Source organism: Roseococcus sp. GW821-FHT12F05 (genome assembly GCF_058806835.1).
Map to the genome: position 1 here is coordinate 29,433 of NZ_JBXAQB010000003.1, position 25,759 is coordinate 55,191.

The following is a 25,759-nucleotide window of genomic DNA, read 5'->3' on the forward strand; positions in this document are numbered from 1 at the left end:
CGGATTCCTGCCTATCCGTGTAGCTCCGGGTACTCTGGCAGGATGCGCGCATAGGCAGCCTCCACCGGGTTGGCGGCCGGATCGGCAGCCTTTCCGCCGGTCGCGCGTATCTCCTGGAAGAGGCGCGTCTTGATGAAATGCCGCCAGTGGACCGGCAGGCCGGCCAGGATGCGGGTGAGGGCCGCGTAGTTCTCCTCGGTCCAGACGGCCTCGAAGGCGGTGCGCACGGCGCCGAGGTCGAAATGCGCGTCGCTGGCCTTCGCGTGCATTGCCGCGCGCAGCGTCGCCGTGGCGGCGAGGTCAATCGCGCCGTCCACGATCCGCACGCCATAGTCGCGCTCGGCGGCCTCGGGCGAGAGGAAGCTGCGGCGGATATCGGCCAGCACGCGCTCTGGCTCGCGCTTGAAGGGATGACCGCGCCCACCGCCGCCTGGCGCCGAGATGCGCACCACGTCGCCCGGGCCGATCACCACGAAGTCGGTGTTGCCGAGCCTGTTCTCGCGCGGCGTGTCGGGGTTGAGGATGAAGTTGCAGGTCTCGCCGGGCCGGCCGCCGAGGATGCCCCAGGGCTCGAAGAAGGTGCGGTCGCGGTTGCGCGCGGTGACCTTGGTGCCGGGCGAAAAGGCCTGGAAGTCGAGGATGGTTCCGAGCCCGCCGCGGTTCTTCCCCGGGCCCCCGCTGTCCTTCTTGAGGCCGTAGCGCAGGATGCGGATCGGGATCTCCGCCTCGTTGATCTCGACCGGCGTGTTCTTCAGGTAGCCCGCATCGGCGCCCGAGCCGTCCGAGCCGTCCTCGTGCGGGCGGCCGCCGGCGCCGCCGACGATCGGGTTGATCGCGGCGATCAGGCGCTTGCCCGTGCGGCTGTCCGTGGTCGCGACGTTCATGATGGTGGTGGCGCCCGCCGCGCCCGCCGGCATGCGGTCCGGGATCGCCAGCGTGACCGCGCCGATGATGAGGCTGCGGATGCGCCCGCAGGTGAGGCTGCGCATCCCCACCGCCGCGGGGAAGACCGGGTTCACGATCGAGCCCTCGGGCAGGATGCAGCGGAAGGGCCGTACCAGCCCGTAGTTCGGCAGGATCGAGGGGTTGAGCGTCGTCAGGATGTAGAAGACGCCCCAGAGCATGATGGTGTGCCGCTCGTCGCCGCCGGTCGGCACGTTGAGCGAGGCGTTGAGCTGCGGGTCGCTGCCGGTGAAGTCCAGCACCGCCTCGTCGCCGCGGATGGAGAGGGTCAGCGCCAGGCGCACGGGGTCGCCGCCCGGCATGTCCTCGTCGATGTAGTCGGCGAAGCGGTAGTCGCCGTCGGGGATGGAGCGCAGCACCGCGCGCGCCTGCTGCTCGGCATAGTCCATCAGCTCGGCCGAGCGGCGCCGAAATCCCTCCAGCCCGTAGCGGGCGAGCAGCGGCTTCATCTTGCGCTCGCCCACCTTCATCGCGCCGATGAAGGCCTTGAGGTCGCCCCAGTTCTGCTCCGGCGTGCGGACATTGGCCATCATCACGCACAGCAGCTCGTCGTTGAGCTGGCCGTCGCGCATCAGCCGCGCCGGTGGGAAGCGGATGCCCTCCTGATGCACCTCGGTGAAGGCGCGCGAGAGGCTCGCCGGCACCGCGCCGCCGACATCGGTGTTGTGGATGTGGCCGGAGACGAAGCAGGCGATCTCGCCTTCGTGGAAGATCGGCTGCCAGAGATGGATGTCGGGCGAATGCGTGCAGACGAAGCCGCTATAGGGATCGTTGGTGAAGCAGAGGTCGCCCTCGCGGTAGCCGTCGATCATCCGGATCACCGGCGCGTAGTCGATGCCCGAGGCGGCGGAGACGCCCATGTCCTGCGCGATGGAGAGGCATTGGCCCTTCGCGTCCAGCAGCGTGATGATGAAGTCCTCCGTCTCCTTGACGAAGGTGGAGTGCGCGGTGCGGAACAGCGTGTGCGCCATCGCCTCGGTGGCGGCGCGGGTGTGGTTCGCGAAGGCCGCGAGGCTGGGGATGCGCGGGCTCATGCGAGGGCCTCGAGGGAGAGGATGAGGTTGCCCATGGCGTCCACCCGCCCGGCGAAGCCGGAGGGGATGCAGGTGGTGGTGTCGTCCTGCGCGACCACGGCGGGTCCGGCGAAGCGGTCGCCGGCGCGGAAATCCGTGCGGCGGTAGAGCATGGCGCGGCGCGGAGCGCCGTCGAGGAAGACCTCCAGGGTGCCGGCGGGCGTTGGCGGCCCCTCCGTCGGGGGCAGTTCCGGCAGGCGCAGCTCGGGGCGGGGCGCGCTGATCACGACGCGGAGGTTCACCACCTGCGCGGCCGCCTCGGGATCCGCGAAGCCGTAGAGCGCCTCGTGCTTCGCGTCGAAGACCTCGCGGATGCGGCCAAAGTCGTGCTGCTCCAGCCAGGCGTGTTCCAGCGGCACCTCGATCTCGAAGGACTGGCCCGCATAGCGGAGGTCGGCGAGGACATGCAGGCGGTATTCCCCGCCATGACCCTGCTCCTCGCGCAGCCAGCGCAGCGCTTCCTCGGCGAGCCGCGCGACGGTGGCGGCGTGGACCGGCAGGGATTCGCGGTCGAGCGGCCCGAAGACGGTCTGCACGAAGTCGTTCTGCGCCGGCGCGACGAGGCCGCCGAGCGCGCTCACCACGCCAGGCGAAGGCGGCACCAGCACGGTGCGGATTCCGAGCTCGCGCGCCAGCAGCGGGCCGAGCATGGGACCGGCACCGCCGAAGGCGAAGAGCGTCAGCTCCTCAGGGTCGAGGCCTCGCTGCGCGAGGAGGCTGCTGATCTCCTTGAACATGCTCGAGAGGCAGATCTCCACGATCTGCTCCGCCGTCTCGCGCAGCCCCGTGCCGAGCCGCGCGGCCAGCCCGCCCATGGCCGTCTCGGCCCTGCCACGGTCGAGATGAACGGCGCCGAAGCCGAGCTCGGAATGGCCGAGGAAGCCGAGCACAGCGAAGGCGTCCGTCACGGTCGGCCGTGTGCCGCCGCGGCCGTAGCAGGCCGGGCCGGGATCGGAACCGGCGCTCTCCGGCCCCACGTTCAGCACACCGAAATCGTCCACCCAGGCGATCGAGCCGCCGCCGTCGCCGATCGAGGAGACGGAGACCGAGGGGATGTAGACCGGGAAGTCCCCGACCTGCTCGCCCATGCCGTATTGCGGCTCGCCGTCGAGGATGAAGGCGACGTCGGCGCTGGTGCCGCCGACGTCCAGCGTCATGCAGTCCGGGAAGCCGGCCTGCCGCGCCAGGTAGCTCGCGCCGATCACGCCGGAGGCCGTTCCCGAGAGCAGGATGCCGACGCAGGAGGTCTTGCCGAGCTCCGCGCGCATCACGCCGCCATTGGACTTCGTCGCCATCGGCTCGGCCGGCACGCCCGCCGCGCGCAGCGCCGCCTGCAGCGAGGAGACGTAGTGGCTGACGCGCGGATGGACGTAGCCGTTGAGGATGGCGGTGGTGGTGCGCTCGTATTCGCGGATCGCGGGCCAGACCTCGGCCGAGCCGAAGACGAAGAGGTCCGGCGCGCAGCGGGCCAGCACCGCCTTCGCCTCGCGCTCATGCGCCGGGTTCCGGTAGGCGTTGAGGAAGGCGACGATGACGCCTTCGGCGCCGCATTCCCGCGCGAGCTGCGCGGCGTGCTCCACGTCCTCGGCGTTCAGCTTCTCGTGCTCCGTGCCGTCGGCTAGGATGCGGCCGCGCACGCCGAAGACGCGGTCACGCGGGATCAGCGGCGGCTCGCGCCGCGAGAAGAGGTCGAGCACCTTGGGCATGCGCAGCCGCGCGATCTCGAGCACGTCGCTGAAGCCCTCGGTGGTCAGCAGCGCGAGCGTTGCCCCCTTGCGCTGGATGATCGTGTTGATGCCGACGGTGGTGCCGTGCGTGAAGCCGGCGATGCGTGCGGGGTCCGCGCCGTAGCGCTCTGCGAGGCCGGTGACGCCGCCCATGATGTCCTCGCCGGGGCGGGCCGGGGTGGAGAGCACCTTCAGCGCCCGGATCGTGCCTGTGTCCTCGTCGAGCAGGCAGAGGTCGGTGAAGGTGCCGCCGATATCCACGCCCACCCGGTATGCCATGCGCAACCACCCCTTCTCGGATGGCGCGACGCTCGGCGATGGACGCGGGCCTGTCCAATAGTCTATGGCCGGAAGGACATAACCAAATCTCATATGCGGCCATGAAGTTCCGACAGATCGAGGTCTACTGGGCCGTCATGCGCTGCGGCTCCGTCACCGCGGCGGCGAAGTTCCTGAACGTCAGCCAGCCCGCGGTGAGCAAGACGATCCGGCAGGCCGAGACCCGGCTCGGCCTGCGGCTCTTCCAGCGGATCGGCGGGCGACTGGTCCCCACGCCGGAGGCCGAGGCGCTGTATCCGGAGGTGGACCGGATCTACCGGCAGATCGACGCGCTGCGCGAGCAGGCCGGCGACCTGAAGTCGATCCAGCAGGGCGTGCTCCGCGTGGGCACGACCTCCACGCTGGCGACCTCGGTCCTGCCCTCCGCCGTCTCCGCCTTCCAGCAGGCCTATCCGGGCTTCAAGGTCGCCGCCTCCCTGCTGCCGGCGAATGCCATGGCGGAGAAGCTGCACGCCAACGCGATCGAGATCGGCCTGGCGCTCACGGCGCTGGAGGAGCCGACGGTCACCTGCGAGCCGATCGGCATGACCCGCATCGCCTGCCTGCTGCCGGCGGGCCATGAGCTGGAGCGGCTCGAGCGCATCCGCCCGACCGATCTGGCGAACCACCCCATGATCTCCTTCGGGGACGGGACCGCCTTCGGGCAGGCGCTGAAGCGCGCCTTCGAGGCGGAGGGCGTCCAGCCGCGGACGGTCATCCAGGTGGACCTGTCGCTGCAGGCCTATATGTTCGCGCAGCGCGGCTGCGGCGTCGCGCTGGTGGACACGCTGCTCTCCGGCATCGACCTGCCCGGAATCAGCTGGCGCCCTTTCGATCCGCCGATGCCGCTGCCGATCTACCTGCTGCATGCGACGAGCCGTCCGCCCTCGCGCGCGGCCCTCGCCTTCCGGTCCTTCGTGGTCGCGGCGCTGGCGAGCCTCGGCCACGCGCCGGCGCTGCAGCGTTCCCCGAGGCGCGCGAAGGGGCAGCCGCCAACCGCGTGATAGCGCCGTAGAGCGGGCGCCATAACCCCGGGCTATGCAGGCTGCGCAATTGTTGCCTGGACAATCAGGGTCTCGCGAAAAGAAGGATCGTCCAGACGCGGAGCAAGAACATCCGCCGCTGCGACGATGGCGGCTACACGGTGGCGATCTCGGGCGCCGGGCGAGTGGAGTTCACGCCGCAGGACATCCGCTACGCCTGGAAGCTGCTGCGGCTCTTTCGCAAGCGCCAAAAGAAGGTGCAGCTCACGCTCGGCCCTTCCTTCTTCCGCGGGCCGGAGGCGTGGGGAAGATGGTCCTTCGACGGGGTCTCGCCCTTCGAGAAGATGCGCATCCTCGATCCGCCGGCGAGCATGGAGCTGATCGGCCAGGCGATGGACCGCTTCCGCGCGGACTATCCCGTGCTTGCCGACCTCAAGGTTGCCTGGGGCGGCTTCATCGATTCGCGCGGCCGGTGATCTCGGCGGTGGAGAAGCTGCCGAGCTTCTTCCGGGCTTCTTCGTCACGGCCGGCTTTAGCGGGCACGGCAGCAGCTCAGTCCCGGCGAGATCTGCGCTGGGATCTGGATGTCGCCGGCGAGCAGAGCCGATGGCTCGACCCATCTGCGGCTGACACGCGCGGTCTATCAGCCGGGAGTGAGCGTTCCGAGGGATAACGACGATGACGGCCTTCAGTTGTGCGGCGCGGCGAACCGGCCGTGTGTTGCAAGGCTGCGGCAAGCTGCGTGAGGCGGAGCGACCTGGCCGCCGGGAAACCTTCCCGCGTCGCGCGACGTTGGCGCTTCATGAAGCAGATGCTGGCACGTCTCCGTGACGAGGCGCGTGACCTCGCCAGGCATCTCTGGCGAAACCGTCCGCTCATCGCCGGCATGGCCGGCACCGCCCTCTTCGCCGTTGGATTATTTGTCTGGTCCGGCGCCTACGACGTCGCCGCGAGCAAGGGCCATTGGCCGCCGGTGCGCGCGCTGCTGGCCTATGGCATGCGCCAGTCGGTCGCCACGCACAGCGCAGGCGTCGCCGTGCCGGCGCTCGACGATGCCGCGCTGATCCGTCGCGGGGCGGGCCATTTCCAGGGCGGGTGCGCTCCCTGCCATGGGGCACCGGGCCACCGGCCCAACCCCGTCACGCGCGCCATGCTGCCGGAGCCGCCGGAGCTCGGCCCGCGGATCGGCGAGTGGCGCCCGGAGGAGCTGTTCCACCTCGTCATGCACGGCATCAAGTACACCGGCATGCCCGCCTGGCCGGCGCGCGAGCGGCCGGACGAGGTCTGGGCGGTCGTCGCCTTCCTGCGGCGCATGCCGGGCCTGGAGACCGCCGCCTATCGCGAGCTGGCCTTCGGCGAGATGGCCTCCGAGCGGGAGGCGGCGTCGGGGGACACGGCGCTGATGCTGCGCAACGGGCCGCTCGGGGAGGGCATCGCCAGCTGCGGCCGGTGCCATGGCCGCGACGGCGCCGGGAATCCCGAAGGCGCCTTCCCACGCCTCGCTGGCCAGAGCGAGGCCTACCTGCTGGAGGCGCTGCGCAGCTTCACCAGCGGCGCCCGGCCAAGCGGCATCATGGGCCCCGTGGCCGCCGAGCTGACGGAGCCGGAAATGGCGGCGCTGGCGAGGCACTATGCGGCGCAGCCCGTGCCGCGGCCCTCAGGTGCCGATCCGGCCCTCCCGGAGCGCGGCCGCCGCATCGCGACCGAAGGCCTGCCGGAGCGCCGTGTCGCCGCCTGCCGGGCCTGCCATGATGGCAACAGCCCGCTGCACCCGCGGCTCGCCGGCCAGCACCCACGTTTCCTGGAGGAGCAGCTCGCGCTGTGGATGCAGGGCGCGCGGACGCCGGAGGGCGCCTCGCCCCTGGCGCGGATCATGGCGCAGGCGGTGGGCGGCGCGCGCGGGGCGGACGAGACGCTCTGGTCGCTCTCGCGCGAGGACATCCGCGCCGTCGCCGCCTGGTACGCGGCGCAGGAGAACGTTCCGTAGGCGGCGTGCAACCTCCCGCAGACCGGAAGGTTTGCCGATCAACCGGCAAGAGGAGAGCCGCATGCCCGCCGTTCCCTATTGCGGATCGCCGCCGCTGCCCGGCGGGGTGGCATGGAACCTCGACCCCGCGCTGATCGCGCTCCTGCTGGCGGCCGGCGCGGCCATCGCCTGGCGAGCGCGGAGCGCGCCGGCGCTGGCGGGATGGGCCCTGGCCTCGCTGACCCTGGTCTCGCCGCTGTGCAATCTCTCGGTCGCGCTCTTCTCGGCACGGGTGGCGCAGCACCTGATCCTGATCTTCCTCGCCGCGCCGCTGCTCGCCTTCGCTCTCGACAGGTTCCGCGGTACCGGGCTGGCGCCGCCGACGCTGCTCTTCGCGGCCGCGCTGTGGATCTGGCACATACCCGGCCCCTATCTGGCGACCTTCGATAGCCGGCTCGCCTACTGGGCGATGCAGGCGAGCCTGCTGGGCTCCGCCATCTGGCTCTGGGCGGCGCTGCGGCAGGCGGCGGGAGAGCGGCCCGAGGCGGCCTTCCTGGCCGTGCTGGCTACCGCCGCCCAGATGGCGCCGCTGGGCGCGCTGCTGACGCTCGCGCCGCGGCCACTCTTCGCCGCGGCGCACGCCCCCGCGGCGACTCTTCCCTGGGGGCTGACGCCCCTGGAGGACCAGCAGCTCGGTGGGGTGCTGATGTGGGTGCCGGGTGGGCTGCTCTTCGCCGTGGCCTGCACCGTCTGCCTCGCGCTGGCGCTGCGGCCGAGGGAAGCGGGGTGAGGGGCAGCCAGTCGGCGCTGGCGCCGCGAGGTCCGGAGGCCGAGCTGCTCCACGGCATGACCTGGCTGCTCGCCTCCGGCGCGGCGGTCATCTTCGCGGTGACGATGGCCCTGCTGCTGCTCGCCCTGGCTGGCGGCCACCGCTGGCGTCGGAAGCTCGCCTCGCCGCGGGCGATCCTGGTCCTCGGCGGCGCGATCCCGGCCTTCGTGCTGGTCGCCCTGCTGGTTCACAGCCTCGGCGTGATGGGGGCGCTGGCGCGCGTCACCGGCACTCCGCTCGTCATCGAGGTGGTGGGGCGGCAGTTCTGGTGGGAGGTGCGCTACCCCGCGCAGGGCGTCGTCACCGCCAACGAGATCCGTCTGCCGGTCGGTCGCCAGGTGGAGCTGCGCGTGACCTCGCCCGACGTGATCCACAGTCTCTGGATTCCCGCGCTGCACGGCAAGATCGACATGATCCCCGGGCGCGAGAACCGCCTGCTCCTCACCGCCGGCGAGCCGGGCGTGATGCGCGGGCAATGCGCGGAGTTCTGCGGCGCGCAGCACACGCTGATGGCGCTCTTCGCCGTCGCCGAGCCGGAAGCCGATTTCCTCCGATGGGTCGAGCGGCACGGTGAGCCGGATGCGCCCGGAGGAGAGGGGCGACGCATCTTCGCCACGGCCGGCTGCGGCGCCTGCCATGCCGTCCGAGGCACGGAGTTCACCGGGCGCATCGGCCCCGACCTCACCCTGATCGGCACGCGGCAGAGCCTCGGCGCCGGCACGCTGGAGAACCATCGCGACACGCTGGCGCAATGGATCGCCGCGCCGCAGGCGATAAAGCCCGGCAATGCCATGCCCGATTTCCGCGGCGCGCTCTCCGAGGCCGAGCTGGATGCGGTGGCCGCCTGGCTCGAAAGCCTGCGATGACCCTGCCCAATCCGCTCCCGCGCCCCGAGGGCGAGCTGGATGCGCTGCGTCGCGCCTGGGCGCAGCCCATGGGCTGGCGTTTCCCGACGGTCGTGAACAACGCCTGGATCGGCGTGCTGTATGTCGGGACGGCGCTGCTCTTCTTCGTGCTGGCGGGCATCCTCGCGCTGCTCATGCGGCTGCAGCTCGCGGTGCCCGGCAACGACCTGCTCGGCCACGCCACCTACAACCAGTTCTTCACCATGCACGGCACGGTGATGATGTTTCTCTTCGCTGTGCCGGCGGTGGAAGCAGCGGGCGTCTACCTCCTGCCGGCCATGCTGGGCGCGCGCGACCTGCCGTTCCCGCGCCTCGGCGCCTATGCCTATATCGCCTACCTCATCGGCGGGCTCGCCTTCTTCGCCAGCCTCTTCTGGGGGCTGGCGCCGGACCAGGGCTGGTTCCTCTATCCACCCCTCGCCAGCCGGCCCTACTCGCCCGGGATCAACGCGGATTTCTGGCTGCTCGGCATCGGCTTCATCGAGATCTCCGCCATCGCCGGCGCCATCGAGATCATCGTGGGCGTGCTGCGCACCCGGGCGCCGGGGATGAGCCTCTCGCGCATGCCGGTCTTTGCCTGGGCCATGCTGGTCTTCGCGGGCATGATCGTGATCGCCTTCCCGGCGGTGATCTGGGCGACCATCCTGCTCGAGCTCGAGCGCGCGCTGGATTGGCCCTTCTTCCTCGCCGAGCGAGGCGGCGACCCGTTGCTCTGGCAACACCTCTTCTGGTTCTTCGGCCATCCCGAGGTCTACATCATCTTCCTGCCGGCGGCCGGCATGGTCTCGATGATGATCCCCACGCTCGCCCGCACGCGGCTCGTCGGCCACGAGCTGATCGTGGCGGCGATGCTCGGCACGGGACTGCTGAGCTTCGGGTTATGGGTCCATCACATGTACACGACCGGCCTGCCGCAGCTCTCGCTCGCGTTCTTCACCGGCGCGTCCTTCGCCGTGTCCCTCCCGGCCGGCATCCAGGTCTTCGCCTGGATCGCGACGCTGGCCTCGGCGCGGAAGATCCAATGGGAGGTGCCGACGCTCTTCGTCCTGGGCTTCCTCATCATCTTCGTCCTCGGCGGGCTGACCGGCGTGATGCTGGCCGTCGCGCCATGGGACTTCCAGGCGCACGACACCTACTTCGTCGTGGCGCATCTCCACTACGTGCTAATCGGGGGCATGGTCTTCCCGCTGCTCGCGGCGCTCTACTACTGGGCGCCGACCTGCTCGGGCCGGAAGCTGTCGGACCGGCTGGGGCGCTGGGCCTTCTGGTTGATCTTCGGCGGCGTGAACCTGACCTTCTTCCCCATGCACATCTCGGGGCTGATGGGCATGCCGCGGCGCATCTACACCTACCCCGCCGGCATGGGGCTGGAGCTGCCCAACATGCTCTCCACCCTAGGCTCGATGCTGGTGGCGACGGGCGTGCTGCTCGTGCTCATCGACCTCGCGCGAAACTTCCGCGTTGCGCCCGGCGCTGATGCGGGGAATCCCTTCGGCGCGGGCACGCTGGAATGGCTGCCGGCGGAGAATTTCGCAACGCGCAGCATCCCGCTCGTGACGGATCGCGAGCCGCTCTGGGCCAACCCGTCGCTCCGTGAAGAGGTCGAGGCCGGCCAGCACTTCCTGCCCGGCACCGCCACCGGCCTGCGCGAGACGCTGGTGACGAGCTCCGTCTCCGCGAAGCCGCAGCAGGTGGCGATCGTGCCCGGGCCGGGCTGGGCGCATGTGATCGCGGCCGTCGGCACGGCCGGGTTCTTTCTGGCGCTGACCGTGCAGCTTTATACGCTCTCCGTGGGCTTCGGCATCGTGGCGGTCGTCGCGGTGATCGTCTGGCTCTGGAGCGGGACGGATCTTGGCCTCATCTCGCCGCCGGTGGATGTGGGCGGCGGTCACCGCCTGCCGGTCTACGTCACCGGCCCCGCCTCGCTCGGGAACTGGGCGATGACGGTGCTGCTGCTGGTGGACGCCGCCGTCTTCGGGTGCCTGGCCTTCACCCATGCCTTTCTGTGGCTCGCCAATCCGGGGGCCTGGCCGCCGGCCGCGACGCACCTGCCGGACTGGCCGATCTGGCCCGTGCTGATGCTGGTGGGCGGAGGTGTGCTGCTCGTCCTGTCCGGGCGGCAGCCTTCGGTGCCGCTCGCGCTCTTCGGCGCGGTGCTGCTGATCGTCGCCCTGGGCCTGGATGCATGGAGCTGGTGGCAGGCGGGCTTCCGGCCGACCTCAGGGGCCTTCGCCGCCAGCGTCTTCGCCAACCATTTCTGGCAGGGCTTTCACGCCGCTGTCGTCGCGGCGATGATGCTGTACCTCGCCGCGCGGGCCTATGCCGGCCTCACCGATTCCACGCGGCGCCTGACCTTCGACGTGGTCCGCTTGTTCTGCCTCTATGCCGTGGCGCAGGGCTTGGCCGGTCTCGCGCTGGTTCATGGCTTTCCGCGAGCCATCTGACATTCCGGTGCGCGCCGTCGCATAGCCATCCTGCTTCCGGAGCTGATCAAGCGCCATTGGTGCCAGCATCTGCTCCACACGCATCGCGCGCGGCGGCTTCGGACCCGCTCCCGGCTCGTGGCGATCCGGACCTGGTTGTCGCCACCCTCCTTGGGCGGCGGGGGCATCGGAGCGTCCGGGAAGCCTCGATGACCGATGCCCTGGAGACGGGCCGCGGCGAAGGGCCGCGGGCGATCGCTGCGACAGCAGCAGACCGGCCGATGCGCAACATCTCGGTCGGCCCGCTGAAACTCATGCCATGCAGGCAGGTTCTATTCGCAGCCGTCGGCGTGACGGCTCGGAGAGTATCATGTCAGACGAATATGCCCTTCTTCAGCAGCGCATTCGGGAGCGCGCCTACGAGCTCTGGCAGGAGGCCGGCTCACCGGACGGTGAAGCGCAGCGCTTCTGGGACGAGGCGAGGATCGATATCGACCGGCAGGAAGCGAAGCTGGACAAGGAGGTGGCGGGCAGCTTCCCCGCCAGCGACCCGCCCTCCTCCTCGGTCGTCACGGGCGCCACGGGCGAGGCGGCGGCCATCACGGGGACGGAAGCCGCCGATGAAACGGGCGCGCCCGCCGCCAAGGCGAAACCCGTCAAGCAACGCGCCAAGTGAGGCGCGTGGAGGCCGGGGCGCCTTTCCCCTTCGGCGCCACCGTCACGCAGCGCGGCACCAATTTCGCGCTCTTCTCCGACAATGCCGAGGGCGTGGAGCTCTGCCTCTTCGACGGCCGCGGCGAGCGGGAGGAAGAGCGCGTCCCCGTCACCGAATGCACCGACGGTGTCTGGCACTGCCACCTGCCGGGCATCGGCCGCGGCCAGGCCTATGGCTGGCGCGTGCACGGGCCTTGGGCGCCGGAGCAGGGGCACCGCTTCAACCCGGCGAAGCTGCTGCTCGATCCCTATGCGCGGCAGCTGGTGGGCGAGATCCGTTGGGACGACGCGCTGCACGCCTATCCCATCGGCGCGGGCGACGACGCGGACCTGGTCCTCGACGAGCGCGACAGCGCGCCCTTCATGCCCAAGGCGCGCGTGGTGACGGGCCTGCCGGTGACGGCCACCGCGCCGCCGCGCAATCTCTGGCCCAAGACGATCATCTACGAGGGCCATGTGCGCGGCCTCACCATGCGCCATCCGCTCATCCCGGAGGAATCGCGCGGGACCTTCGCGGCGCTCGGCTCGGCGCCCATGGTGGATCACCTGACGAAGCTCGGCGTCACGGCGCTGGAGCTGCTGCCAGTGCAGGCCTTCACGCAGGACCGCAACCTCGTCGAGAAGGGCCTGGCGAACTACTGGGGCTACAACACGCTCGGCTTCTTCGCGCCCGAGCCGCGCTATCTCGGCCTGGGTGGGCTGGAAGAGATCGGCGCCGCGGTGGACCGGCTGCACCAGGCGGGCATCGAGGTGATCCTCGACGTGGTCTACAACCACACCTGCGAGGGCAACCACCTGGGTCCGTCGCTGTCGTGGCGGGGCATCGACAATGCCAGCTATTACCGCCTTCTGCCGGACCAGCCGCGCTACTACGACAACCTGACCGGCACGGGGAACGCGCTGAACACCAGCCATCCGCGCGTGATGCAGATGGTGATGGACAGCCTGCGGCTCTGGGCCACGGTCTACGGCGTGGACGGCTTCCGCTTCGATCTCGCCACCACGCTGGGCCGCCGGCCGGAGGGCTTCGACTCCCACCATCCGCTCTTCCTGGCCATGCGGCAGGACCCGGTGCTCGGCCGCTGCAAGCTCATCATGGAGCCTTGGGACGTAGGCCCGGGCGGCTACCAGCTCGGCAATTTTCCGCCGGGCTTCTCCGAATGGAATGGCGACTACCGCGACGTGGTGCGCGACTTCTGGGTGGGATCGGAGGGCCTGCTGCCGGCCTTCGCCTCTCGCTTCGCCGCCTCGTCGGACCTGTTCGGCGAGGGGCGCCGACGGCCCTGGTCGAGCGTGAACTTTATCACCGCGCATGACGGCTTCACGCTGCAGGACCTCGTCTCCTACGACCACAAGCACAATGAGGCGAACGGTGAGGACAACCGCGATGGCCACGACGACAACAAGAGCTGGAACTTCGGCGTGGAGGGCGACACCGACGATCCCGAGATCCTGGAGCGCCGCGCGCGGCAGAAGCGCAACCTGCTCGCGACGCTCTTCCTGTCGCAGGGCGTGCCGATGCTGCTGGCCGGCGACGAGATCGGCAATTCCCAGGGCGGCAACAACAACGCCTATTGCCAGGACAATGAGATCGGCTGGGTCGACTGGACGAAGCAGGACGAGGCGCTGACGGAATTCGTCGCCCGCCTCACGGCGCTGCGGAAGCGGCGCAGCGCGCTCTCGCGGCCGGCCTTCCTCACCGGCGCGCGGAACGAGCGCGGCGTGCCGGATGTCGCCTGGTTCGCGGTGGGCGGCGCGCGCATGACGGAGGAGGAGTGGAACAAGCCGCATGCGAAATGCCTCGTCGTGCGGCTCGCGCCGGCCGCGCAGGGGGATGCGAGCCTGCTCATCATGCTCAACGCCGCCGATCACGGCGTGGACTTCACCATCCCGCCCGGCGGCTCGGGGAAGTGGGAGGCGGTGCTGGACACGGCGGGTCACCTTGAGGGGGAAATCCGCGCCACCGGGGAATCCGTCATCGCCGACGCGCGCTCGCTGATCGTCTGGGAAGCGCGCGCGTGACGCCGCGCTTCGGCCCGCGGCTGCTGCCGGAGGGCGTGCTGTTCCGCCTCTGGGCACCGGATGCGAAGCTTGTGTCGCTGGTGCTGCCGGACCGCGAACCGGAACGCATGCGGGCGGGCGGGGAGGGTTTCTTCGAGCTGCTGCTGCCGGCCGCGCGCGCCGGCCAGCCCTATCGCTTCCTCGTCGGTGACCGCGAGGTGCCCGATCCCGCCTCGCGCCGGCAGGAGGGCGACGTGACGGGCTGGAGCGTCGTGCGGGCCGAGCTGCCGCCGCTGCGCCATCCCACGCCGCCGCGCCCCTGGCACGAGGTGGTGCTGGCGGAGCTGCATGTCGGCACGGCGACGCCGGAGGGCAGCTTCGAGGCGTTGATCGAACGGCTCGACCATTTCGCCGGCTGCGGCATCACGGCACTGGAGCTCATGCCCGTCGCGGATTTCCCGGGCCGGCGGAACTGGGGCTATGACGGCGTCCTGCCCTTCGCGCCCGACGAGGCCTATGGCTCGCCCGCCGCGCTGCGCGTCCTGGTCGACGCGGCGCATGAGCGCGGGCTGGGGATGATGCTCGACGTCGTCTACAACCACTTCGGCCCCGAGGGGAATTTCCTGTCCCTCTACGCGAAGCGCTTCTTCACCGAGGCGCACCGCACGCCCTGGGGCGCCGCGATCGACCTCGACCAGCCCCTGGTGCGGCGCTTCTTCGTCGAGAACGCCGTGATGTGGCTGACGGAATACGATTTCGACGGCCTGCGCCTCGACGCCGTCCACGCCTTCGCCCAGCCGGGGGGCGACAAGCTCCTCGCCGAGCTGGCCGAGGCCTGCCGCGCCGTGAAGCCGGAGGCCTGGCTCGTGCTGGAGAACGACGACAACGCCGCCCGCTGGCTGGAGCGCGACGGCGCCGGAAGGCCGCGCCACTACACCGCCCAGTGGAACGACGACGCGCACCACGCGCTGCATGTCGTCGCCACGGGCGAGGCCTCCGGCTACTACGCGGATTACGGCGAGGATCCCGAGGCCGCGCTGGGCCGCGCGCTGGCCGAGGGCTTCGTCTACCAGGGCGAGGCCTCCGCCCATCGCGGCGGACGGACACGCGGCGAGGCCTCCGCCCATCTGCCGCCCAACGCCTTCGTGAATTTCGCGCAGAACCATGACCAGATCGGCAACCGTCCCCTGGGCGACCGGCTGGCCACCGGCCTGGCGCCGGAGCGCCTCGCCCTGCTGCGCTTCCTGCTGCTGATGAGCCCGGCCATCCCGATGATCTTCCAGGGCGAGGAGGCCGGGCTCGATACGCCTTTTCCTTTCTTCTGCGACTTCTCCGGCGACCTCGCGGAGGCGGTGCGGAAGGGCCGCGCGGCGGAGTTTTCCGAATTCTTCGCGACGGCCGACGCGCTGCCGGATCCGCTCGCGCCGGAGACGATGGAGACGGCGCGGCTGCCCTGGGAGCGCATCACCCCGGCCGCGACGGCGTCGTTCCGGCTGCTGGCGGAGCATCGCCGGCGGCTGGTCTGGCCGCTGCTCGCGACCGTCTTCCGTGGGGCCGAGCTGCGGCGGGAGAAGGGCGCGCTGTTCTGGCGCTGGCGCTTCGAGGCGGGCGCGCTGTGCCTTCTCGCCAATCCCGACGTCGTCCCCGCCGAGATGGCGGTCGAGCCGCGCGCCGGCGCCCTGACCGTCGGCGAGGCGGTCTTCGACGGAACCCACACGAGGCTGGCCCCCTGGTCCGCCTGCGCCTGGGGCGATCCGGCATGACGCGCCCCGATGCGGCACGTCCCGACTGGCGTGCCACCTACCGGCTGCAGTTCCACGCCGGCTTTACCTTCGACGACGCGCTGGCGATCCTTCCCTATCTGGAGCGGCTGGGCGTCAGCCACGTCTACGCCTCCCCCATCTTCGCGGCGCGGCCGGGCTCGACGCACGGCTACGACGTCACCGACCCGACCCGCATCAATCCGGAGCCGGGCAGCGAGGAGGGCTTCCGCCGCCTGAGCGACGGGCTGCGCGCGAAGGGCATGGGCCTGCTGCTGGACATCGTGCCCAACCACATGGCCGCGCATCGCACCAACCCGTGGTGGATGGGCGCACTCGCCGGCGGGCGCGAGGGGCCGGCCGCGGAAATCTTCGACATCGACTGGGAGCGGCATCCGCAGCTGCTCCTGCCCGTGCTCGGCGACACGCTCGCCGCGACGCTGGAACAGGGCGCGATCACGCTGGATCTGGATGCGGAGGAAGGCTGGCTCGTCGCCTGCGCCTATGGCGAGCACGCCTGGCCGCTGCGGACCGAGGACGCGGCGCGGCTGCTGGACGCGGCCGGACTGACCGGGCAGGGCCGCCTCTGGCGCTCCGATCGCACGCCGGACTTTTCCGGCGCGCGCGCCGCGCTGCGCGAGCTGGAGCCCGGGCAGCAGGCGGGGCTGCGCGCCACGCTGAGCGCGGAGGATCTGCCCGCGCTGCTGGACCGCCAGCACTGGCGCCTGCTGCACTGGCGATCCGGCCGCGACGCGCTCTCCTCGCGCCGCTTCTTCAACATCAGCGAGCTGATCGGCGTGCGCGTGGAGCGTGAGGAGGTCTTCGACCTCACCCATCGCCTCGCCCTCGATCTGATCCGCGAGGGCCGGGTGGACGGGCTGCGCATCGATCACATCGACGGCCTCGCCGACCCGGCCGGCTACGCGCGCCGCCTGCGCGAGGCGGTCGGGCCGGAGGTACCGCTCCTGGTGGAGAAGATCCTCGGCCGGGGCGAGGAGCTACACCCCGGCTGGCCGGTGGACGGCACGACAGGCTACGAGCGGCTGAACGTGCTGAACCGGCTCTTCGTCTCGGCGGAGGGCTACCGTGCCCTGGCCACGCATCTCGACGACAAGGGCTGGGTGACCGGCGAGCCGGCGGCGCGCCTTCGCGCGGCCAAGCGCCAGATGTTGGAGGAGAGCTTCGCCCCCGAGCTGGAGCAGGTCGCCGACCTCGCGCAATCCATCGCGGGGCCGGATCCGGCCGTGGAATTCGCCCTGCCGACGCTGCGTGCCGCGCTGTCCTCGCTGCTGGTGGGCTGCCCCGTCTATCGCAGCTATCTGACGGGCCCGGGGCCGGATGCGGCGGACCGGGCGCTCTGGGACGCCATGCTCGCCGCCGCCGAGGCGGAGGGTGATCCCTGGACGGGCGCCGCCGCGCGCTGGCTGGTGGAGACCATCCTCGCCGGCGAGGGGCAGCCGGCCGCGGAGCTGCGCCGCCGCTTCCAGCAGCTCAGCGGGCCTCTGATGGCCAAGGGGCTGGAGGACACGGAATTCTATCGGGCCGTCGCGCTCACCTCCGTCAACGAGGTCGGCGGCGAGCTGGAGGAGGCCGGCGGCGACATCGCGGAGTTCCACGCCTGGGCCGCGCGGCGCGGCGCGATGCGCCCGCGGGACCTGACGCCGCTCGCCACCCACGACACCAAGCGGGGCCCCGAGGTGCGGGCGCGGCTGAACCTCCTGTCGCTGGAGCCCGAGGCCTGGATCGCCGCCTGCACGCGCTGGCTGGAGGCGAACGCGCCGCTGCGCCCGCCCGAAGGGCCGGATCCCGCGGACGAGTGGCTGATCTACCAGACCCTGCTCGGCGCCTGGCCGATCGGCGCCGACCGGATGCGCGAGTACCTCACCAAGGCGATGCGCGAGGCGAAGCGGCACACGCGCTGGGAGAATCCGCAGGAGGGCTACGAGCAGGCCACCCTGGATTTCGCAACGGCGCTCCTGGAGGACCCGCGGGCCGAAGCCTTCCGGCGGGAGCTCGCGGATGTCGCGGCGCGGCTCGCGCTGCCGACGCGGATCAACGGGCTGGCGCAGACCGTCCTGCAACTGACGCTGCCGGGCATCCCCGACCTGTACCAGGGCACCGAGTGGTGGGATTTTTCGCTGGTCGATCCGGACAACCGCCGCCCCGTGGATTACGCGGCCCGCGCCGCGGCGCTGGACGCCGGCGTGCCGCCCCTGGCCGAGGATTCCCAGGGGCTGGTGAAGCAGCGCGCGACCCAGCGGCTGCTGGCGCTGCGCCGCTCGCGGCCGGAGCTGTTCGAGGGCTACGAGGCCCTCGACCTTCCGCCGGGCCCTTGTGGCGTCCTGGGCTATGCGCGCGGTGGGGGAAGGCTCGTCGTGATGGTGCCGACACGGGCGCTCGGGACGCTCGCGCCGCCTCCGCCTCCGCCCGGCCCCTGGTGGGACGTGCTGGCGGACCAGGCCTTCGACGGCCGGGACACGCCCCTGCGGGTCCTGGCCAGGCCGGACTGACCCGCCGGACCGTTATCCTGCGCCGGCCTGGCCCACCGATCCCACCAGGAGCCGCGCGGACCTGGCGGCGATGGGAACGCTGCCGAGGACGACGCGTTCCGCCGCCTCGGGATCCGCGCTGTCCAGCAGGGAGCGCCAGGTCAGCATGGGCTCCGGCAGGATGAAGTCCCGATCGTGCGGCGTGCCGTTGATGAGCAGCGCGCTCACCTCCACGCCGTTCCCGGTCGCCGCCGCTCGGCGCAGGACCAGCAACCGGCCCTCCGGATCGTTCCAGGCCTCGTCGGAGAGCCTTTCCCCCATCTCATCGAACCAGCCCACATCCGGGAGGCCGGGCAGGGGCTCGGTGCGCCCGTGCAGAAAGACCGGGCTGCGCAGGGTGAGGTGGCGCCGGCGGAGGGCCGCGGCGCGACCGATGAAATGGGACAGCGAGATGCCCTCCGGCGAGCCCGCATCGTCCCAGTCGAGCCAGGAGATCTCGTTGTCCTGGCAATAGGCGTTGTTGTTGCCGCGCTGGCTGCGCCCGAACTCGTCGCCGGCCAGGAGCATCGGCGTGCCGTGGGAGGCCATGAGCGTCACCAGCATGGCGCGCTTGACCCGAGCCCGCAGCTCCAGGATCGCGGGATCATCGGTGGGGCCTTCCACGCCCCAGTTGGCGCTGAAGTTCTCGCCGTGGCCGTCCCGGTTGTCCTCGCCGTTCGCGAGGTTGTGACGCTCGGCGTAGCTGACCTGGTCCTCCAGCGTGAAGCCGTCATGCGAGGCCAGGAAGTTCACCGAGGCCCAGGGGCGCCGGCGCCGGTGGTCGAAGAGGTCGCCCGAGCCGGAGAGCCGTGCCGCCAGCTCGGGCCGCAGCCCGGCATCGCCGCGCCAGAAGCGGCGCACGCCGTCGCGGAAGCGGTCGTTCCACTCGGAGAAGCCGGGCGGATGGCGGCCGAGCTGATAGCCGCCGGGCCCGATGTCCCAGGGCTCGGCGATGAGCTTGAGGCGCGACAGCACCGGGTCCTGCCGGATCGCGTCGAAGAAGCCGGCGCCGGTGTCGAAGCCGTGCGGCTCGCGGCCCAGGCTGCTCGCGAGATCGAAGCGGAAGCCGTCGACGCGGAAGGAAGTGGCCCAGTAGCGCAGGCTGTCCATCACCATCTGCAGCACGCGCGGATGCGCGGTGTTGAGGGTGTTGCCCGTGCCGGTGTCGTTGATGTGCCGCCGCTCGTCGCCCGGCATCAGCCGGTAGTAGCTGGCATTGTCCAGCCCGCGCCAGGACAGTGTCGGCCCTCGTTCGCTGCCCTCGCAGGTGTGGTTGTAGACGACGTCGAGGATCACCTCGATGCCGGCCGCGTGCAGGCGCCGGATGGCGACGCGGATCTCGTGGAGCGAGCCGTTGGAGAGATAGGCTGGCTCCGGCGCGAAGTAGGAGAGGGTCGAATAGCCCCAGTAGTTGCGCAGCTTCTTCTCGACCAGGAAGCGGTCCTGCAGATAGGCGTGGATGGGCAGCAGCTCCACCGCCGTCACGCCGAGCTTGAGCATGTGCTCGATGACCGGCGGATCGGCCAGCGCGGCGAAGGTGCCGCGCTCGCGGAGCACCAGGTCCGGCCGGCGCACGGTCAGGCCGCGCAGATGGGCCTCGTAGATGAAGGTGCGGTCCCAGGGCACGGCGGGCGGGTGGTCGTCGCCCCAGTTGAAGGCATCGTCGGCCACCACGGCCTTGGGCATGGCGGCGGCGCTGTCGCGGCGGTCGAAGGTCAGGTCGGCGCGGGCGGCGCCCACGCGATAGCCGAACAGTGCGTCCGACCAGTGCAGCTGCCCCGCGATCTGCCGCGCATAGGGATCGAGCAGCAGCTTGTTGGGGTTGAAGCGATGCCCCCGCTCCGGCTGATAGGGGCCATGGGCGCGATAGCCGTAGATCTGGCCTGGGCGCGCTTCCGGCAGATATCCGTGGAACACCTCATCTGTGCATTCCGGCAGGGGCAGCCGCGCGATCTGCTTCCGGCCGGCGGCGTCGAAGAGGCAGAGGTCGATCTGCGTCGCATGGGCGGAGAAGACGGCGAAGTTGACGCCCAGCCCGTCCCAGCACGCCCCCAGCGGATCGGGGCGGCCGGGCAGAAGCCGGTCCGGCAGCAGCGGCAAGTCAGCGTTCCGCCGGGGTGAGAACCAGCGTCCCCAGCGCCGGCAGCGTCAGGGACAGCGAGGCGTCCAGCCCGTGCGAGGTCTCGTCCCAGGCCTCCACGCGGCCGCCGTTGCCGGTGTTCGCGCCGCCATAGATGCCCGCGTCGGAGTTGAAGATCTCCCGCCAGACGCCGCTTCGCGGAACGCCGAGGCGATAGCCCTGCCGCGTCACCGGCGTGAAGTTGCAGACGACCAGCGCGGGCGCGGCGCCGTCCGGCCCGAAGCGGAGCCAGGCGAAGACGCTGGCCTCCGTGTCGTCGAGCACCACCCAGCGGAAGCCGGCCGGGTCGCAATCCAGCACGTGGAGGGCGGGCATGCGCGCATAGAGCTCGTTCAGGTCGCGCACCAGGCGCTGCATGCCGGCATGGCGCGGATCGTCGAGCAGGTGCCAGTCCAGCGAGCGGTCGTGGCTCCACTCGCGCGGCTGGGCGAACTCGCAGCCCATGAAGAGCAGCTTCTTGCCGGGATGCGTCCACATGAAGCCGAGATAGGCGCGCAGGTTGGCGTAGCGCTGCCACTCGTCGCCCGGCATCTTGGCGGGCAGCGAGCCTTTCCCGTGCACCACCTCGTCATGCGAGATCGGCAGCAGGAATTTTTCCGAGAAGGCGTAGACCAGGCCGAAGGTCATCAGCCCGTGGTCGTAGCGCCGGTAGATCGGATCGCGCTCCATGTAGCGGAGCGTGTCGTTCATCCAGCCCATGTTCCACTTGAAGTCGAAGCCGAGGCCGCCGTCCCGCGCCTTGCGGGTGACGCCGGGGAAGGAGGTGGATTCCTCGGCGATCAGCAGCTTGCCCGGGCAGCGCACGGCGATGACCTCGGAGAGCTCCTTCAGGAAGGAGATGGCCTCCAGGTTCTCGCGCCCGCCGTGGATGTTCGGCACCCATTCGCCCTGCTTGCGGCTGTAGTCCCGGTAGAGCATCGAGGCCACCGCATCCACGCGCAGCGCATCCACGCCGTAATGCTCGAGCCAGTGCAGCGCGCTGCCGATGAGGAAGTTCCGTACCTCCTGCCGGCCGAGATTGTAGATCAGCGTGTTCCAGTCCTGGTGGAAGCCCTCGCGCGGATCCTCGTGCTCGTAGAGCGCCGTGCCGTCGAAGCGCGCGAGGCCATGCGCATCGGTCGGGAAATGCGCCGGCACCCAGTCCAGGATCACGCCGATGCCGGCCTCGTGGCAGCGCTCCACCAGCCGGGAAAAATGCTCCGGCGCGCCGAAGGGCGCATGCGTCGCGAATTGCCCGAGCGGCTGGTAGCCCCAGGAGCCGCCGAAGGGATGCGCCATGATCGGCAGGAATTCGAGATGGGTGAATCCCATCCCCTTCACATAGGGAATGAGCTTGTCGCCCAGCTCCTCCCAGTCGAGCGCGAGATTGCCGTCGCCGCGCGCCCAGGAGCCCGGATGCACCTCGTAGACGGAGATGGGCTTCAGCGCCGGATCGCCCGAGACCTTCAGCGGGTGCGGCGGCACGATGCGCCCGGTATCGGCGACGATGGAGCCGGTGGCGGGCGGCGGCTCCGCCTGCCAGGCGACGGGGTCGGCCTTCATCGGCAGCACATGGCCCTGCGCGCCGAGGATCTCGTACTTGTAGACGGTGCCGGGCAGCAGGCGCGGGATGAACAGCTCCCACACGCCGGCGTGGTGGCGCAGCCGCATGGGGTGACGGCGTCCGTCCCAGCTGTTGAAGTCGCCGGCGACCGAGACGCGGCGGGCATTGGGCGCCCAGACCGCGAAGCGCACGCCGGCGATGCCGTCCACCACCATCGGATGCGCGCCGAGGCAGCGGCCGATATCCTGGTGCCTTCCCTCGCGCAGCAGATGCAGGTCGAGATCGCCGAGCAGGGGGCCGAAGCTGTAGGGGTCCTCCGTCTCCTGGATCACGCCGTTCCAGTCGATGCGCAGGCGGTAGGGACCCGGATCCACCCCGCCGGCGAAGAGCCCGGCGGGATGGATCTGCATCATCGCCGCGGCCGTCTCGCCGGACAGCAGCGTGACGGCGGCGGCGCCCGGCAGGAAGGCCCGCACGATCGGGCCGGCCTCGGTCGTGTGCGGGCCCAGGATCGAGAAGGGATCGCCATGGCGGCCGTCGATCAGGGACCAGATGGAATCGGGGTGGAGATTCGGCTCAGCCATGCACCATCTCCTGTTCGAGGACGCGGGTGGCGAGCTCCCCGAGCCCACGCAGGGGGATGTGCAGCCAGCCCGGGCGGTTGGCCGCCTCGTAGCAGACCTCGTAGGCGGCCTTCTCCAGCAGGAAGAGGTCGAGCAGCGCGGCTTCGGCCTCTGCGGTGACCCACGGCCGGGGCGCCTGGGCATGGGCCTCGCGATAGGCGGCGAGGAAGCTCTCGCTGGCGCTCTGCCGGAAATGCTCCAGCAGCGCGGCGGCGCGGTCGGGCGGCAGGCCCTGCACGCCCTGGCGCTCCGCGCCGGCGGCGGCCGCAGCATAGTCGAAGGAGCGCAGGAGTCCCGCCGCGTCGCGCATCGGCGAGGATTTGGCGCGGCGCTGGTCGAGCGACTTCGCGGGCTCGCCCTCGAAATCGATGATGCAGGCATCGCCCTGGACCACGAGCACCTGGCCCAGATGGAAATCGCCATGCACGCGCGTCTTCAGCGTGCCCTTCGCGGCATCGGCGAGATGCTCCACGGCGCGCAGCAGCTCCTTGCGCCGCGAGAGGAGATCCTCGGCCCGGGCCCTGTGGGTCTCGGAGTTCCAGTTCTTCACGGCACCCAGCGCCTTGAGAGCCAGCTCGATCTGCGCGCCGGCGGCCTTGCCCCAGGCCCTGGCATCCTGCGCCGTGGCCGGCTCGGGCCGGAAGGCGGGATCGTCGCTGTCCTGCGCCAGCACCGCGTGCATCTCGGCCAGGCGGCGCCCCAGCGCGGTGGCGAAGCCCAGGTAGTTGTTGAAGACCCCGTCCTGGGCCTCGGACGGAGGATCGGCGACCGCCATCGTGTCGATGACGCGGCTGAGGAATTCGGTGGTCCAGCCCCAGCCGTCGCCCTGGTTGCGCACGAAGCCCTGGAGCACGACCAGCGTGCGGGGCACGCCATCCGGCGTCACGCGCACGACCTCGCCCAGCAGGGGCGCGGTCTGGCCGAAGCCGCGCTCGGTCAGGTAGCGCGTCATCTCCGTCTCGGGGCTGATGCCCTCGGTGACGCGGCGCACCAGCTTCAGCACCGCTTGCTCGCCGATGATGAGCGAGGAGTTCGACTGCTCGGCGGCGAGGCGGCGGATCTCCGCATCCGCCGGGATCTCCACGCCCTCGAAGGCCGAGGTGGGCAGGAAGCGGATCTCGCCCTGGCTCAGCGGCATCACGGCGTGCTCGCGCAGGCCGCGCAGCACGGAGCTGGGCAGCGCATCCAGCGCAAAGGCATCGGTCAGGACGCCCACGCGCCGGCCGCGGCGGATGCGGGCCAAGGCGAGCTGCTGCGGCAGCGGGGAATTGGTCTCGTCCTCCCAGGCGATGCCCAGGGGCAGGAGGTAGCGGCCGAGGCCGGTGGCGTCGGCCGCCTCCACCTCGGCCAGCAGGACCTCGGCGCCGTTGCGGCCGGTGATGGCCTCCACGAAGGCCAGCCGCGTCTGCGTCACCTCCGCGCCCTTGCCGGCGAACCAGCGGCGGCGCGACAGGTAGGGCGGCAGGATGTCGGTCTCGATGATCTTCAGCGATGCCGGCGCGAGGACTTCCGACAGGCTCTTGCGGAGCACCAGCGTCGAGAGCTCGGACATCGGCTCAGGGGCCGGGGTGTGCCAGCTGGGCATGGCGGCCTCCGTGGCCAGGAAGAACCAGTAGAAGCCGTAGGGCGGCAGGGTCAGCAGGTAGTTCAGCTGCCCGATGGGGGGGAAGGACGATCCGCCGACCAGCTCCACCGGCACGCGCCCGGCGAAGGTGGACAGGTCCAGCTCCACGGCCTGCGCGGTGCGCGAGAGGTTGCAGACGCAGAGGATGGTCTCGCCCTCGTATTCGCGCAGATAGGCGAGGATCTTGCGGTTGCCGGGATAGAGGTAGCCGAAGCTGCCGCGGCCGAAGGAGCGGTGACGCTTGCGCACCGTGAGCATGCGGCGCGTCCAGTTCAGCAGCGAGTGCTGGTCGGCCGCCTGCGCCTCCACGTTCACGGCCTCGTAGCCGTAGACCGGGTCCATGATGGTCGGCAGCACGAGGCTCGCCGGATCGACGCGGCTGAAGCCGCCGTTGCGGTCCGGCGACCATTGCATGGGCGTGCGCACGCCGTCGCGATCGCCGAGATGGATGTTGTCGCCCATGCCGATCTCGTCGCCGTAATACATGACGGGCGTGCCGGGCATGGAGAGCAGCAGCGAGTTCATCAGCTCGATGCGCCGGCGATCATGCTCCAGCAGCGGCGCGAGCCGGCGGCGGATGCCGAGGTTGATGCGCGCGCGCTTGTCGGAGGCGTAGGTCTCCCAGAGATAGTCGCGCTCCCTGTCGGTCACCATCTCGAGCGTCAGCTCGTCGTGGTTCCGCAGGAAGATCGCCCATTGGCAGGTCTCGGGAATGGCCGGGGTCTGCCGCAGGATGTCGGTGATGGGGAAGCGGTCCTCCTGCGCCATCGCCATGTACATGCGCGGCATCAGGGGGAAGTGGAACGACATGTGGCACTCGTCGCCGTCGCCGAAATAGAGCTGCGTGTCCTCGGGCCATTGGTTGGCCTCGGCGAGCAGCATGCGCCCGGGCGCGACCCGGTCCAGCTCCGCGCGGATCTTCTTCAGCACGACATGCGTCTCGGGCAGGTTCTCGTTGTTCGTGCCGTCGCGCTCGATGAGATAGGGGATGGCGTCCAGCCGCAGCCCGTCCACGCCGGCATCCAGCCAGAAGCGCATGACGGAGAGCACCTCCTTCAGCACATGCGGATTATCGAAGTTGAGATCCGGCTGGTGGCTGTAGAAGCGGTGCCAGAAATAGGCGCCGGCGACCGGATCCCAGGTCCAGTTGGATTTCTCTGTATCGAGGAAGATGATCCGCGTGCCGTCGTACTTCTTGTCGTCGTCGGACCAGACGTAGAAGTCGCGATGCACCGAGCCCTTCTTCGCGAGGCGCGCGCGCTGGAACCAGGGGTGCTGGTCGGAGGTGTGGTTGATGACGAGCTCGGTGATCACACGGATGCCACGCTCATGCGCGGCCGCGATCAGCCGGCGGATATCGGCCATCGTGCCGTATTCCGGATGCACCGTCTTGTACTCGGCGATGTCGTAGCCGTCGTCGCGCCGGGGCGAGGGGTAGAAGGGCAGCATCCAGATCGTGTCGACGCCGAGCTCGGCGATGTAGTCGAGCTTCTGCAGCAGGCCGGGAATGTCGCCGACGCCGTCATTGTTCGAGTCGAAGAAGGACTTGATGTGCAGCTGGTAGATGACCGCGTCCTTGTACCAGAGCGGATCGCTCCCGGCCGTGGGCTTCCCGGTGTGTATCGTCTTGCGCGGCATG

At 70.6% G+C, this 25,759-nt stretch carries 15 protein-coding genes; 10 read left to right on the top strand and 5 right to left on the bottom strand.

Annotated elements, in window-relative coordinates; genetic code table 11:
* Nucleotides 1-11: 11 nt before the first annotated feature.
* The gene (locus AC1ROY_RS08655; RefSeq protein WP_493148393.1) at nt 12-1,997 is read right to left on the bottom strand and encodes a hydantoinase B/oxoprolinase family protein; all 1,986 of its coding nucleotides are present in this window, start codon (nt 1,995-1,997) and stop codon (nt 12-14) included.
* Nucleotides 1,994-4,042 (bottom strand): hydantoinase/oxoprolinase family protein, encoded by a 2,049-nt coding sequence (locus AC1ROY_RS08660; RefSeq protein ID WP_493148394.1) that lies wholly within the window; start codon nt 4,040-4,042, stop codon nt 1,994-1,996. Before AC1ROY_RS08660 ends, AC1ROY_RS08655 begins: the two co-directional genes overlap by 4 nt.
* Before the next feature lie 101 nt (nt 4,043-4,143).
* On the opposite strand from AC1ROY_RS08660, the gene AC1ROY_RS08665 reads away from it, so the two are divergent.
* From AC1ROY_RS08665 to treY, 10 genes are all read left to right on the top strand, one after another.
* Nucleotides 4,144-5,085, top strand: a complete 942-nt coding sequence (locus tag AC1ROY_RS08665; protein WP_493148395.1) for a LysR family transcriptional regulator — start codon at nt 4,144-4,146, stop codon at nt 5,083-5,085.
* 140 nt (nt 5,086-5,225) lie between these two features.
* On the top strand, nt 5,226-5,540 hold the full coding sequence (locus tag AC1ROY_RS08670; protein ID WP_493148396.1) for a hypothetical protein: 315 nt from the start codon (nt 5,226-5,228) through the stop codon (nt 5,538-5,540).
* Nucleotides 5,541-5,875: 335 nt separating this feature from the next.
* Nucleotides 5,876-7,051 (top strand): c-type cytochrome, encoded by a 1,176-nt coding sequence (locus AC1ROY_RS08675; protein WP_493148397.1) that lies wholly within the window; start codon nt 5,876-5,878, stop codon nt 7,049-7,051.
* A gap of 61 nt (nt 7,052-7,112) precedes the next feature.
* Nucleotides 7,113-7,820, top strand: coding sequence for a cytochrome c oxidase assembly protein (locus AC1ROY_RS08680; protein WP_493148398.1), 708 nt, complete (start codon nt 7,113-7,115; stop codon nt 7,818-7,820).
* Nucleotides 7,817-8,725 carry a cytochrome c oxidase subunit II gene (locus tag AC1ROY_RS08685; RefSeq protein WP_493148399.1) on the top strand — a complete coding sequence of 303 codons (909 nt, stop codon included), beginning with the start codon at nt 7,817-7,819 and terminating at the stop codon, nt 8,723-8,725. Before AC1ROY_RS08680 ends, AC1ROY_RS08685 begins: the two co-directional genes overlap by 4 nt.
* Nucleotides 8,722-11,208, top strand: a complete 2,487-nt coding sequence (locus AC1ROY_RS08690) for a cbb3-type cytochrome c oxidase subunit I (protein ID WP_493148400.1) — start codon at nt 8,722-8,724, stop codon at nt 11,206-11,208. Before AC1ROY_RS08685 ends, AC1ROY_RS08690 begins: the two co-directional genes overlap by 4 nt.
* Before the next feature lie 349 nt (nt 11,209-11,557).
* The gene (locus tag AC1ROY_RS08695; RefSeq protein ID WP_493148401.1) at nt 11,558-11,863 is read left to right on the top strand and encodes a DUF2934 domain-containing protein; all 306 of its coding nucleotides are present in this window, start codon (nt 11,558-11,560) and stop codon (nt 11,861-11,863) included.
* Nucleotides 11,860-13,923 carry a glycogen debranching protein GlgX gene (glgX, locus tag AC1ROY_RS08700; protein ID WP_493148402.1) on the top strand — a complete coding sequence of 688 codons (2,064 nt, stop codon included), beginning with the start codon at nt 11,860-11,862 and terminating at the stop codon, nt 13,921-13,923. The genes AC1ROY_RS08695 and glgX (AC1ROY_RS08700) overlap by 4 nt, the downstream gene beginning before the upstream one ends.
* Nucleotides 13,920-15,665, top strand: coding sequence for a malto-oligosyltrehalose trehalohydrolase (gene treZ / locus AC1ROY_RS08705; protein WP_493148403.1), 1,746 nt, complete (start codon nt 13,920-13,922; stop codon nt 15,663-15,665). Before glgX (AC1ROY_RS08700) ends, treZ begins: the two co-directional genes overlap by 4 nt.
* Entirely contained in the window at nt 15,662-18,172 is a 2,511-nt protein-coding gene (gene treY, locus AC1ROY_RS08710) for a malto-oligosyltrehalose synthase (protein ID WP_493148404.1), read from the top strand. Before treZ ends, treY begins: the two co-directional genes overlap by 4 nt.
* 12 nt (nt 18,173-18,184) lie before the next feature.
* Here the strand turns inward: treY and glgX (AC1ROY_RS08715) are convergent, their stop codons facing one another.
* From glgX (AC1ROY_RS08715) to treS, 3 genes are read right to left on the bottom strand one after another with little or no spacing between them, the layout of a single operon-like run.
* Nucleotides 18,185-20,290, bottom strand: coding sequence for a glycogen debranching protein GlgX (glgX, locus tag AC1ROY_RS08715; RefSeq protein WP_493148405.1), 2,106 nt, complete (start codon nt 20,288-20,290; stop codon nt 18,185-18,187).
* 1 nt (nt 20,291) lies between these two features.
* Nucleotides 20,292-22,457 carry a 1,4-alpha-glucan branching protein GlgB gene (gene glgB / locus AC1ROY_RS08720; protein WP_493148406.1) on the bottom strand — a complete coding sequence of 722 codons (2,166 nt, stop codon included), beginning with the start codon at nt 22,455-22,457 and terminating at the stop codon, nt 20,292-20,294.
* Complete coding sequence (gene treS, locus AC1ROY_RS08725) at nt 22,450-25,758, bottom strand: maltose alpha-D-glucosyltransferase (protein WP_493148407.1); 3,309 nt, start codon at nt 25,756-25,758, stop codon at nt 22,450-22,452. The genes glgB and treS overlap by 8 nt, the downstream gene beginning before the upstream one ends.
* Nucleotide 25,759 lies beyond the last annotated feature (1 nt).